This is a genomic window from Ruegeria meonggei (assembly GCF_042768335.1).
Lineage (GTDB): Bacteria > Pseudomonadota > Alphaproteobacteria > Rhodobacterales > Rhodobacteraceae > Ruegeria > Ruegeria meonggei.
This window is the reverse complement of sequence record NZ_JAXHBT010000001.1, coordinates 3,742,111-3,754,731: the sequence shown is the minus strand read 5'-3', so window position 1 is coordinate 3,754,731 and position 12,621 is coordinate 3,742,111. Positions and strand designations below refer to the sequence as shown.

Sequence of the window (12,621 nt, the reverse complement as noted above, 5' to 3'; positions counted from 1 at the left end):
GGCCTCACCCAAAGACAGCCGTGACAAGATCGAGGAGCCCGCGTTTGATATCCTCATCATCGGTCAGAGGTTCGATCATGGCGGCAAGGATGGCGCGGTCTGTGGACATGCCCTGTGCGATCAGTGTCGCGGCATAAACCACCAGACGAGTCGAGACGCCTTCCTCAAGATCCTGACCCTTGAGCCCACGCAGCTTGCCAGCCAACCGGATAAGCGGCTTGCAGCGTTCCAGCGGCAGTCCACTTTCCCGGGCGACCACTTCGGCCTCCATCTGCGGCGATGGAAAGTCGAACTCCAGCGAGATGAACCGCTGCCGGGTCGAAGGTTTCAGGGTTTTCAGAATATTCTGGTAGCCGGGGTTATAAGACGCCACCAGCATAAAGCCGGGCGTGGCCTCAAGTTCCTCGCCGGTGCGATCGATCGGCAGTATACGCCGATCATCGGTCAGCGGGTGCAACACAACGGTGACGTCCTTGCGAGCCTCGACCACTTCGTCCAGATAGCAAATGGCTCCCTCGCGCACCGCGCGGGTCAGCGGACCATCCACCCAGACGGTTTCGCCTCCTTTCAGCAGGTAACGCCCGATCAGGTCGGCAGCGGCAAGATCATCATGACAGGCCACAGTGTAAAGCGGGCGGCCAAGACTGGCGGCCATATGGGCCACAAAGCGGGTCTTGCCGCAGCCCGTTGGCCCTTTCAGCAGGACCGGCAGGTTGTTTGTATAAGCGGCGGCGAACACATCGCATTCGTCGCCCTGGGGCAGGTAGAAGGGGGCGTCAGCCGCCCCCCTCCCCAGTTTCACGGAACCATCCATACCCATCACTCCGCAGGGGTTTCAGCAGCGCCGGGTTCAATGATCTCTTTCCGGGGCACCCAGATCGAGTAGATGAACAACAGCGCACCAAGGACTACCACGATACCTGAACCAAGACGCATCCAGTAGAAGATCGCAACCTGATCCTGCACATCCATAAAGTAGTCTCCGACCACCCGCTGCATGTGCGTTTGCACGGTTCCGGCAAAGGTCAGCACGAAGGTCATGAAGACCATGCCGCTGGTCATCAGCCAGAAGCTCGCCATGTTCAGAACCTGATTATACGGATCGCGGTTCTTGAGGATCGGCATGGCATAGCTGAAGATCGCCAGATTGAGGCAGACATAGGCTCCGTAGAAGGCCAAGTGACCGTGGGCTGCGGTGATCTGCGTGCCGTGGGTATAGTAGTTCACCCCATGCAGCGTGTGCAGGAAGCCCCAGACGCCGGCGCCAAAGAAGGCAAGCGTGGCACAGCCCAGCGACCACAACAGCGCGGCCTTGTTGGGATGATCCCGGCGGCCTTTCCAGACCATGACGAAGGCAAAGGCCATCATCGCAAAGAACGGGATCACTTCGAGGCTTGAGAAGATCGATCCGATCCACTGCCAGTAGGCCGGTGTCCCGATCCAATAGTAGTGGTGGCCGGTGCCCAGGATGCCCGAGAACAGCGCAGCGGCGACGATGACATAAAGCCATTTCTCGACGATCTCGCGGTCAACACCGGTCAGCTTGAGCATCAGATAGGCCAGGATCGAGGCCATGATCAGTTCCCACACACCTTCGACCCACAGGTGGACAACATACCACCAGTATTGCTTATCAAGGCTCAGGTTACCCGGGTTGTAGAAGGCAAACAGGAACAGCAGCGCCAGACCCCACAGACCCAACAACAAAATGTTGGTGATGGCGGTTTTCTTGCCCTTCAGAACGGTCATCGACACGTTGTACAGAAAGATCAGCGCGGCCACGACGATACCCGCCTTAACCCACTTGGGCTGTTCAAGGAACTCGCGCCCCTCTTTGCCCAACAGCCAGTTGCCTTCAAACAGGTTGAACACATAGGTGACCACCACGCCCAACGTGCCAACCACAAGGATCAACAGCTGCAGATAGGCCAGCTTGGTCGAGTGGATCTCGCGCTCGGCCTCTTCCGGGATCAGGAAGTACGCCGCACCGAAGAAGCCAAGGATCAGCCACACGATCAGAGAGTTTGTGTGCAGCATCCGCACGATGTTGAACGGCAAAAGCTCGCTCAGGAAGTTGGGTGATACATAGATCAAACCGGCCAGCAGGCCGCCGATCACCTGTATCGCGAACAGGCCCATTGCCACGGCAAAGTAGGCGTAGGCGATTTTTTGGGATTCGTATTTCATTGCTCCGTTCCCTTCTCAGCCCGCCTCGTTGGGCGGCCAGTCCTGAGCGTCGATATTGTCCGTCCAGATCAAAAAATTGGTCAGGTCGCGGATTTCTTCGTCGCTGAGGTTGAAATTGGGCATCTGCCGACGACCGGGAATGCCGGTTGGTTGTGCCTCCATCCAGCCCTTGAGGGATTCAAAGGCTGATTCCGGGTCGTCCAGTACGCCCCAACGTGTCATCACGTTTCCGACCTCGGGGGCAAAATAGGCCCCTTCCCCAAGAATTGTGTGGCAGTTGATACAGGCGTGTTTTTCCCAGACATGTTTGCCCCGAACCACGCTGTCATCCAGTTTTGCCGCGTTCTCGGACGTGACGATGTACCAGTGGGAATGGGCCGACAGGGCCAAAAATATAAGGATAAAGAACAGGGACCCGCCATAGAATATGTTGCGGGCCATGCTCTTGGTCATGACGTCTCGCATTGCGCTCTCCTTTGCGCCGCTTTGCTAGTAGACACACCATGGAGATCGGGTCGCCAAGGCGCCTTAACGAAAGTCAAGACGTCCGGAGTTCGGGGGAAATCATCCTGCCCGAGGGGCGCGTGGACCGGTCAAAGCCGGCCACATGGCGATCAGATACAGCGCAAAGGCGCAGACCCACAAACCATCAGACAGCAACATTGCGCCCAGATAACCGGTATCCAGTTCTGTTCCGATCCAGCGCGACACGGCGGCAAAGGCCATCAAACCATAAGCCACCACCATCGGCCCCGGCGCGATCAGGTCACGCCCGCTATGGCCCAGCGCGGCGCGGCTCATGACAGCCAAAGTCATCCCCCCGACGCAGCCGATGCCCAGAACGTGCAAGGCGGCGATCTCGCTGCCTATTCCCAGCACCCCAAGCCCCCATAGAATCAACCCCAGCGCCAGCATGCCCAGCGCTATATGCAGCGCTAGCAGGATCGGCTGCCGTACTGACCACCGCGTGCGCCAGCGCGCCATGCGCAGGGTCTGTACTACGCCAAGTCCCAATGCCAGGGTCCCCGGCAGCAAACTTATCCCTAACGCCAGGACGCTAAGCGGCAGGATCAGCGCCAATACCATCCCGGCCTTGTCCAACCCCACCGCTGAGACCGGCCATTTATCTTCGGGCTCACCGGCTCGTTTCATCGCGTTGCGAGTGAAGGCTGGCGTGATGCGCCCGCCCAATATGGCGATCATGGCGCAGAGGATCAGCAACCCGGCGCGCAGCCCGGTTTGCAGCGTATCCGTCGTGACCCCCATCCACTCCAGATGGGTCAGCAGGTCCGCAACCCAAATAAAGCTGAGCAACAGCAGGAAGATCATGTTCTGAGGTTTCGGGCGGCGGACCAACTGGCTTGCGATCTTGGCCGCCAAGACAGGCACAAAACTCAGGTCGACGACAGCGACCAGAACAGGCGGCAGAAAACCTGAGAACCACATCGCCATCCGACCCGCCAGCCACAGCCCGGCAGCCAGAGTGACAAAACGCGCACGGGCTTCGGGCGCGCCGGTCCAGTTCGGCACCGCGGTCAGAAAAAACCCGCCCAGCGCTGCGGTGGCATAGCCAAAAATCATCTCATGCGCGTGCCACATGGGCGGCGTCATGCCGTAATCGGGTGCCATGTAAGGAACGACCAGCCACAGCCCCCAGACCAGCCCGACAAACAGGCCGTACAGCCCGGCGGACAGAAAGAAAACACGAAACCCCTCACCTAGAATACGGGTGATGAACGTCGGCATGGCTGCTCTCCTGGTTCGTTTTCCCAGCCCTAGCAGTCCGTCCTCGCGCGCGACTTAACCAAAATCAAAAGCATCGGGAAAACATGAGCCAAAGAGGCGAATTTTATGTGCGGTGTTTTTGACGTTCTTTCCCAATTTCCAGCCAACTTGCGCCGCCAGCGTTGACTTTCGTCAAGGAGCTGACCTGCCCGATGTCCCACCATTGGCGGTGCCTCACCAGCAAATGGAGAGTGATCATGTCACTTGGAATCAGCTACAACAAAACTGGCCGCGCCTTCGGGGTCGGTTTGGCGATGCTGCTGGGCAGCGTCGCTGCACCAGCCTTTGCCGAAGAACCAACCTTGAGCGATGAAGCATTTGAATCGTCCAAACAGCTCTATTTTGAACAATGCGCAGGCTGCCACGGCGTGCTGCGTAAAGGCGCCACCGGCAAAAACCTTGAACCCCATTGGAAGAAAACCGCGGCCGACGGCACTGTGACCGAAGGCGGCACTCTGAAACTGGGTCAGGAACGCCTTGAAAAGATCATCGCCTGGGGAACCGAAGGCGGGATGAACAATTTCTCGGACATCATGACCGAGCAGCAAATCAAGGATATGTCCACATACATCATGATGGAGGCCCCCAAGCCGCCTGAAATGTCGCTGGATCAGATGCGGGCCACACGTAAGGTCTATGTCGAAGAAGCCGACTATCCGACCGAGCCGCTGCACGGTCGCAACTGGGAAAACTTCTTCGTCGTTATCGAACGTGACGTCGGTAAGGTCGCGATCATCGACGGGGACACCAAAGAGGTGCTGACCCATATCCCAACCGGATATGCCGTGCACGTGATCAAGGCGTCGGAACACCACAAAATCACCGAGCCTGAAACACCCGGCCGGTTCTGGTACACGATGGGCCGCGACGGCAAGATGACCAAGATCGATCTCTGGCAGACACCGGACAAGATGTTGGTATCCGAGGTTAAAGTTGCCTATGACGCCCGGGACGTTGCCGTCTCAGGTGATGGCAAATACATCATCGGTGGGGGCTATTGGCCACCGCACTTTGTGATCTCGGACGCTGTGACGATGGAGCCGCTCAAGGTCGTGTCGACCCGCGGTGTGAACACCGAAGGCGACTATGTGGAAGAGGCCCGCGTGGCCGCAATCTACACAACTCCGAACGAACCGACATGGCTGGTTGCCGTCAAAGAGCTGGGCCAGATGTGGCAGGTCGATTACTCCGATCTGGACAACTTGCGGATCGACAAGATCGACACCGCACGCTTCCTGCATGACGGGTTCTTTGATCCAACAGGCCGGTACTTCCAGATCGCTGCAAACGCATCGAACCAGATGGTCGTCGTCGACAGCAAAGAGCGCAAGCTTGAAGCGATCATCGACACTGCCGCCCTGCCGCATCCCGGCCCGGGCGCAAACTGGAACGATCCGAACTGTGGCCCGGTTGCCGGTACGACTCACCTGGGTGTGGGCACTGTGACCGTCTGGGGGAATGACCCCGAGAACCGTCCCGACGATGCCTGGAAAACCTGCTACGAAGTTGAAACCGACGGCCCCGGTCTGTTCATCCGCACACATCCCAATTCGAAATACGTGTGGGCGGACCAGACCAAACACCCCGAGCCTGAAATCCAACAATCGGTGCAGGTCATCGACAAGGAAACCGGTGAGATCGTGAAAACGATCCAGCTTACCGAACAGGAAGGCCACGCCGCCGTTCACTTTGAGTTCAACGCGGACGGAACCGAGGTCTGGGTGTCCAACTGGAACCTGGCCGACTCGAAGGAGCCGAACGGTGAGATCGTGATCTACGACGCTGAGACTCTGGAAGAAAAGGCCCGGATCAAAGGCCTGTTCGCACCGACCGGCAAGTTCAACGTCTACAACCGGTCAAACCACGTCACCTGACGGGTTTGCAATCAGCACCGGAAAGGGCGGGCCCCTCGCCCGCCCTTTCCTCGTTTGACCGATCAGCCAAACATGCCCGCCCGGCAGACCGGGCCAGTCAATACAGTCAAAACGGAGCCCGGATATGACCTCGGAACCGGAAAAGAAAAAACCAATCTGGCGCCGGTATTTCCTGTGGGGAATGCCCGTGGCCGGTATCGCCGTGGCCTTTGCTGCCGGCATCATCTTCTGGGGCGGGTTCAACACCGCCATGGAAGCCACCAACACCAAGGATTTCTGTATCTCATGCCACGAGATGCGCGATTTCGTTTACGAGGAATACACCGGCACGATCCACGACGTGAACCGGTCTGGCGTGGGCGCGGTCTGTTCCGACTGTCACGTTCCCAAGGACTGGACCCACAAGATGATCCGCAAGATCAAGGCGTCCAAAGAGCTGTATGGAAAGATGGTCGGCACCATCAACACCCGCGAAAAGTTCGAAGCCAAGCGTGTGCATTTGGCGATGAACGAATGGGAGCGAATGAAATCCACCGATTCACGCGAATGTCGGAATTGCCACGATTTTGAATCGATGATGCCAGAGTTCCAGAAACCCCGTGCCCGACAGCAGCACCTGAACGCGATGGAGGTTGGACAGACCTGTATCGACTGTCACAAGGGGATTGCACATTCGGACGCTCGTGACCGCGCCGATGAGGAATATCTGGAAAAGCTCGAAGCGCCGAACCCCGATTTCATCCGCGCAATCCCGCAGGAATACCTGACCAGCCTTGCCCGCATCGAAGCCAAGGAAGCGGCTGAGGCTGAGGCTGAAAAAACCGCCAAAGCGGCCCAGCAAGAGGCCGTTCAGGCCCAAATCGCCGCCGCGGTTGACGCAGCCGTCGCCGAAGAACGCGCCAACGCCAGCGGAGATGCCGCGGCCGCCCCTGCAAGTGGTGGTGGCAGTGACGTCGGTGGCGACATCGACTGGAACGCTGTGGCGAGTGCGGATCTGAAACTGTTCTACCCCGGCCAGGCTTCGTTTGAGTGGGTGCAGAACGGCAAGTTCCACGGTGGTGCCCGTCCGCTGACCAAAGGGGGCGATCAATGTTCGACCTGTCACGCCAAGGAACTGGACACCATTGGCAACAAGATCGTGGCGGGCGGTGATCTGGAACCGACCCCGATCCCCGGCAAGCGCGGGGTGATCGACGCAACCATTCAGGCGGCGCATGATGATCAAAACCTGTATGTCCGTCTGCAATGGCCGGATACAGGCCACAACCCTGCACCCTTTGTCGATGGCGGCAAAATGGATCCGGACAACCAGATCAAGGTTGCCATGATGATCACCGGCACCGGTATCGAGATGGGCGATCAGGTGGGCTGCTGGGCTTCGTGCCACGCGGACAACACCTTTATGCCCTTCGCGCCCGAAGCGGATGTGATTGCTGCCACAGGAGATATCGCTGGTCGTATGACCGCGCAGGACACGGTGACCAAATACATCAGCGAAAGCCGCACCGAGGTTGAAACCAAAGGGCGTCGTGGCAAGGCTCTGGGCGGTTGGGACAAGCTGCAGGCCGAAGCGCAGATCGAGCAATACCTGGCCGACGGCACCTATCTGGACCTGATGCGCGTTTATTCCGATGGCAGCGCCAGCAACGGGTATCTGCTGGAACAGCGTGTGGTCAATGACGGTGAAATCGCCGCCTCGGCCAACCTGTCCGGTGGGATGTGGACCGTGGTTTTTGCCCGTCCTCTGAACTCTGGCGCGCCAGGGGATGTGCCGCTTGAACCCGGCCAGACCTATACGGTTGGTTTTGCCATCCACGACGACTTTGCAGCTGCCCGGTTCCACCATGTGACGCTGGATACAAGCCTCGCTTTGGATGACGACAGCGCGTTTATTAACGTGGTGAAACAGTGACCTGAGGGGCCGGGCAATCCGGCCCCATTCCCTTTGATGGAAAGGAAACATCGACCATGAAACCCCTGTACGTTTTACCTGCGCTCCTGCTTCTGGCCGCGCCTGCATGGGCCGATGAAACCGCCGACACCTGCGCCGAGGCTGAAGATCGGTATGTTGAGATATTCGGCCAGCCATCTGCGGCCATTGAGGACGCCGAAGTGGTGCTGATGTACAAATACACCTTTTGCCCGGCTGAGCTGACGGTCAAGGCAGGCACCACCGTGCGCTGGGTCAACGTGGACAAACGCACCAGCCATTCGGTGCTGCTGAAAGATGGCAGCGTCCCCGAAAGCGACCGGCTGTTTCCGGAAGAAACGGTTGATATGACCTTCCTTACACCCGGACCGCAGGACTATCTGTGCGGCCCCCATTGGGAAACCCAAAACATGATCGGCATGATTATCGTCGAACCCTGAGCCGAGGCAGAAAGACAGGCAAGGCTGAGGAGCGCAGGCGCTAAACCCGCGCTCCTTAACTTTAGTCAAGGAAGCAGCACGGATATTCCGTCAACCTGCCCCCATGACACGCCCGGCTTCCCCAGCAACGTCCCGCCACTGCGCCGGTTTCGCACAGGAAACCCGGGTTCCGAAGACATTCAGAACAAGCGAGTTTGCACATGAGCGGTAAGGTTTTTCTGATTGGCGCTGGCCCGGGCGATCCCGAATTGATGACCCTGCGCGCCCTGCGCATGCTGCAAGAGGCCGATGTCGTGGTCTATGACCGCCTGGTTTCGGACGAGATTCTGGCCATGCATACCGAAAACGCACGGCTGATCCCCGTGGGCAAAGCCCCTAAATGTCACACCGTTCCACAGGATCGTATCAATGACATCCTGCTGGAAGAAGCCCGCGCCGGACACATCGTGGCCCGTCTTAAAGGTGGCGACCCGATGATCTTTGGCCGCGGCTCGGAAGAGGCCGCCTATCTGATGGCCCGTGGCGTTCCGGTCGAATACGCGCCGGGCATCACCGCTGGACAAGGTGCGTCATGTTCCACCGGTGTGCCTCTAACCCATCGCGGACTGGCGACTTCGGTTCAATATGTCACCGGGCACCGGCAGGCGGACAAGGTTCTGGATCTAGATTGGAAACGTCTGGCGGATCCGGATTCGACCCTGGTGGTCTATATGGGCGTTGCCAATATCGGCCAGATCGCCATGGGTCTGATGACCGAAAACCTGCCCGGATCAACCCCCGTTCTGGCGGTAGGCAAAGCCACAACTCCGAATGAACGCCGCCTTGTTTCGCGGCTGGATCGGCTGGCGACTGATGTGCGTGCAGCCAAACTGCAAGCGCCGACGCTGTTTATCATTGGCAAAGTTGTTTCCTTGTATGCCGAAAAGCCCGTGGCCGAGTTGCAGGAACAGGCACATGGCTAGGCTTGGTCAACAAGAACGCACGCCCCTGTCTGTCCGGACGACAGAGCGTTCGGGTTGGGCGGCGCGTGCTGTTCTGACCACAGCTGTACTGGTCGCCACTTCGGCCCTGGCTGCCGATGTTATCGACCCCAATGCCCTCAAGCGGCTTGTGCATCAGGACTGTGGATCGTGCCACGGATTGTCCCTGAAAGGCGGTCTTGGCCCGGATCTGCGATTCGACACATTGCAACATTACAACCCTGAGATCCTGACGGGTGTCATTCTCGACGGCATCCCCGATACGGCGATGCCTCCCTGGCGTCCCCTGATCAGCGAAGAAGAGGCTGAATGGATCGCCCGCTACCTTCTGCAACCGGAGGCACAATGAAACAGCTTATCCTTGGCCTTGCAGCCACCCTGATGATGACAACGGCCCCCATTGAATCAAACGCCGAACCAACCGCGACCGGAGATCTGGGACTTGTGATTGAACGCGCCAGTGGCTCGGTCCTGCTGGTTGACCAATCCGAGCGGGCCGCGCTTGCCCGGATCGAGGGGTTGGGCGATCTGTCCCACGCCTCGTTGGTTTACTCGCCCGATCAGCGTTTTGCCTATGTGTTCGGTCGCGATGGCGGTCTGACCAAGGTTGATATCGTCACCCGCCAGATCGTGAACCGCGTTGTGCAGGCGGGTAACGCTATCGGCGGCGCGATCTCGGATGATGGTCAACTGGTGGCCGTATCAAACTATGAGCCGGGCGGCGTCCGCGTCTTTGACGCCGACACGCTGAAGATGGTCGCGGACATCCCTACCGGCAGCAAGACCATCGGTCTGGTCGATGCGCCGGGTCGCCGGTTCGTGTTCACCATGTGGGACACGGGTGAGACCTGGATTGCTGATTTCACCGATAGTACGCCGCAGATCACCAAGATCCCCGACATGGGCAAAAACCCTTATGACGCGCTGATCACGGCCAATGGCCGCACCTATATCACCGGCCTGTTCGGCGAGGACGGACTGACCGCGCTGGATCTGTGGTCCGATACGCCCGAACCTATCCGCGTGCTGCCCGACTATGGCCGGGGCCAGCAGGAGATGCCGGTCTACAAGATGCCCCATCTGGAAGGCTGGGCGCTGACCGGGCGCGAGTTTGTCTTGCCCGCCGTCGGTCACCCCCAGGTTCTTTGGATCGACGCGGATTCCTTGTCTGAGACCGGGCGCACACAGACCCATGGCCAGCCGGTCTTTGCGATGGCTCGCCCGGACGGTCGGCAGGTCTGGGTGAACTTCGCCCACCCCCTGAACGACACGATCCAGGTCATCGACAGTGTCAGCAAAGAGATCATCCACGAGTTCAAACCCGGCCCCGCCGTGCTGCATATGGAATTTACGCCGCGCGGGCATGAGGTTTGGATCAGCGTGCGCGATGCGGGCAAGGTCATGATCTACGACACGCAGACCTTCGAAAAACTGCGCGAGATCGAGGCAGACAGCCCCTCGGGCATATTCTTTACCGCCCGCGCGCACAGAACGGGGCTGTAAGGCGATGGACCATATCACCGACCCAACCGACCGCCGCCTGCTGGATGAGTTTCAGCGTGACTTCCCCATAACGCGGCGCCCTTTTCAAGTGTTGGCCGATGCGCTTGGGCTGGACGAGGCCGGGGTGCTGGGTCGGCTTGCCCGGATGCGCAAGACCGGGCGGATCACGCGGGTCGGGGCCACTATTGCGCCCGGCGCGGTATCAGCCAGTACCCTGGCCGCAGTTGCCGCACCGGATGAGCGGCTGGAGGAGATCGCCGCGCTGATCGATGCAGAACCGGGTGTGAACCACAACTATCAACGCGAGGACTCCTGGAACCTCTGGTTCGTGGCCACCGGCCCCGACCGCGCGCATGTAAACGACACATTGGCTCGCATTGCGCATCGCACCGGGCTGCAAGTTCTGGATTTGCGTTTGGTGCGACCCTTCAATGTTGACCTGGGTTTCCGGATGTCGGGTGCGGCGCGCCATGTTCCAGGCCCGCGCAAGGTGGATTGCACCGCCATGCAACCGGGCGACCGCGTTTTGTTGCAGGCGCTCAGTACTGGCCTGCCTCTGGTCGCTGATCCTTATGCCGCACTGGCCCGAACGCTGAACCGCGACGAGGATCAGGTCATGTTGCGGATTGAAGCGCTGCACGCCGCAGGTATCATCTCGCGTCTTGGCGTCATCGTGCGCCATAGGGCGCTTGGCTGGTCTGCCAATGCGATGGTGGTCTGGGATATGCCCGCCGCGCAGGTCGACACCGCCGGGCCCGCCCTTGCGGCCCTTCCCGGCGTGACGCTGTGTTACGAGCGGAACCCGGTCGAAAGCGTCTGGCCCTACCGTCTGTATTCCATGATCCACGCCCGATCGCGCGGCGAAGCCCTAGAGGTTCTGTCAGGCGCGGTCGCACTGCCGGAACTGCGTGGCGCACAGCACAAAGTTCTGTTCTCGACCCGCTGTTTCAAACAGACGGGCGCGCTGATCCAACCCAAAGAGGCCGCCGCATGATGCTGGATACAACTGACCGCGCAATCCTGAACAGGATGCAGGACGACCTGCCCCTGACCACTCATCCCTTTGCCGACATCGCCGATGATCTGGGCATTCCCGAAGCCGAATTGCTCAGCCGTCTCGGGCGTCTGCAAAACGATCGCGTGATCACTCGGTTCGGCCCATTTTTCGACGCAGCGGCCATGGGCGGTGCGTTCTGCCTGTGTGCAATGGCTGTACCTGCAGATAAATTCGAAACCGTCCTGACCAAAGTCAATGCACACCCGGAGGTGGCGCATAATTATGAACGCACGCACCGGCTGAACATGTGGTTCGTAATGGCGACAGAAACGCCTCAGGGGATCGCAATCACCGCTGATGCAATCGAGCGGGAAACCGGGATCGAGGTCCTGCAGTTTCCCAAACTTCAGGAATTTTTCATTGGCTTCCGGGTGGCGGCATGATCGACGCGCAAGACAGACAGATCATCGAGGTTCTGCAAGGCGGGTTGCCTCTTGTACCAGCCCCTTACGCGCAGGTGGCCGAGACGTTGGGTATGAATGAAGATGCCCTTTTGGTCCGCCTGGCCAAGATGAAATCGCGCGGTGTGATCCGCCGCATCGCCGCTGCACCCAACCACTACAAATTGGGCATGACTTCGAACGGGATGACCGTCTGGGATGTGGATGACGACCAGGTCGCAGAACTGGGCGCACAGATCGGCGCATTGCCCTTTGTCACCCATTGTTATGAACGCCCCCGCGCCCTGCCCCACTGGCCCTTTAACCTGTTTGCCATGGTCCACGGTTCTGACCGTGCCGAGGTCGAAGAAAAACGCGCCGAGATCAGCGCCATTCTGGGCGAGGCCTGCCGGGCTAAAGACATCCTGTACTCAACCCGCATCCTGAAAAAGACCGGACTGCGCCTGAAAGCAAAGGGCTGAGAC

The 12,621-nt window shown here is 59.3% G+C and carries 13 protein-coding genes; 9 read left to right on the top strand and 4 right to left on the bottom strand.

The features are described 5' to 3' along the window. Positions 1–4 precede the first annotated feature (4 nt). The 4 genes from SJY13_RS18610 to SJY13_RS18595 all read right to left on the bottom strand — a co-directional run bounded on the left by SJY13_RS18610 (position 5) and on the right by SJY13_RS18595 (position 3,933). A complete protein-coding gene (locus SJY13_RS18610; RefSeq protein WP_085823091.1) occupies positions 5–820 on the bottom strand; it encodes a CbbQ/NirQ/NorQ/GpvN family protein in 816 nt (271 codons plus the stop codon). Beyond that, positions 820–2,187: a cbb3-type cytochrome c oxidase subunit I gene (locus tag SJY13_RS18605; protein ID WP_377193028.1), complete on the bottom strand. Its 1,368-nt coding sequence runs from the start codon at positions 2,185–2,187 to the stop codon at positions 820–822. Before SJY13_RS18605 ends, SJY13_RS18610 begins: the two co-directional genes overlap by 1 nt. A 15-nt stretch (positions 2,188–2,202) precedes the next feature. Then, positions 2,203–2,652 carry a c-type cytochrome gene (locus SJY13_RS18600; protein WP_085823093.1) on the bottom strand — a complete coding sequence of 150 codons (450 nt, stop codon included), beginning with the start codon at positions 2,650–2,652 and terminating at the stop codon, positions 2,203–2,205. A gap of 99 nt (positions 2,653–2,751) precedes the next feature. Further along, positions 2,752–3,933, bottom strand: a complete 1,182-nt coding sequence (locus tag SJY13_RS18595; RefSeq protein WP_377193026.1) for an NnrS family protein — start codon at positions 3,931–3,933, stop codon at positions 2,752–2,754. 236 nt (positions 3,934–4,169) lie between these two features. Between SJY13_RS18595 and SJY13_RS18590 the strand changes: the two genes are divergently transcribed. The 9 genes from SJY13_RS18590 (at position 4,170) to ahbB (SJY13_RS18550) (ending at position 12,618) form a co-directional block, all read left to right on the top strand. Then, positions 4,170–5,846 carry a cytochrome D1 domain-containing protein gene (locus tag SJY13_RS18590; protein WP_085823095.1) on the top strand — a complete coding sequence of 559 codons (1,677 nt, stop codon included), beginning with the start codon at positions 4,170–4,172 and terminating at the stop codon, positions 5,844–5,846. A 124-nt stretch (positions 5,847–5,970) separates the two neighbouring features. Continuing rightward, positions 5,971–7,758, top strand: coding sequence for a NapC/NirT family cytochrome c (locus tag SJY13_RS18585; protein WP_377193024.1), 1,788 nt, complete (start codon positions 5,971–5,973; stop codon positions 7,756–7,758). Between the two features lie 56 nt (positions 7,759–7,814). After that, a complete protein-coding gene (locus SJY13_RS18580) occupies positions 7,815–8,216 on the top strand; it encodes a cupredoxin domain-containing protein (RefSeq protein WP_377193022.1) in 402 nt (133 codons plus the stop codon). Positions 8,217–8,416: 200 nt separating this feature from the next. Beyond that, positions 8,417–9,178, top strand: a complete 762-nt coding sequence (gene cobA / locus SJY13_RS18575) for a uroporphyrinogen-III C-methyltransferase (RefSeq protein ID WP_377193020.1) — start codon at positions 8,417–8,419, stop codon at positions 9,176–9,178. After that, positions 9,171–9,545, top strand: a complete 375-nt coding sequence (locus SJY13_RS18570) for a c-type cytochrome (RefSeq protein ID WP_377193018.1) — start codon at positions 9,171–9,173, stop codon at positions 9,543–9,545. Before cobA ends, SJY13_RS18570 begins: the two co-directional genes overlap by 8 nt. Then, complete coding sequence (locus tag SJY13_RS18565) at positions 9,542–10,699, top strand: cytochrome D1 domain-containing protein (RefSeq protein ID WP_377193016.1); 1,158 nt, start codon at positions 9,542–9,544, stop codon at positions 10,697–10,699. Before SJY13_RS18570 ends, SJY13_RS18565 begins: the two co-directional genes overlap by 4 nt. 4 nt (positions 10,700–10,703) lie before the next feature. Next, a complete protein-coding gene (gene ahbB / locus SJY13_RS18560; RefSeq protein WP_377193014.1) occupies positions 10,704–11,693 on the top strand; it encodes a siroheme decarboxylase subunit beta in 990 nt (329 codons plus the stop codon). Next, positions 11,690–12,139 carry an Lrp/AsnC family transcriptional regulator gene (locus SJY13_RS18555; protein WP_377193012.1) on the top strand — a complete coding sequence of 150 codons (450 nt, stop codon included), beginning with the start codon at positions 11,690–11,692 and terminating at the stop codon, positions 12,137–12,139. Before ahbB (SJY13_RS18560) ends, SJY13_RS18555 begins: the two co-directional genes overlap by 4 nt. After that, positions 12,136–12,618 (top strand): siroheme decarboxylase subunit beta, encoded by a 483-nt coding sequence (ahbB, locus tag SJY13_RS18550; RefSeq protein ID WP_377193010.1) that lies wholly within the window; start codon positions 12,136–12,138, stop codon positions 12,616–12,618. Before SJY13_RS18555 ends, ahbB (SJY13_RS18550) begins: the two co-directional genes overlap by 4 nt. Positions 12,619–12,621: the final 3 nt, after the last annotated feature.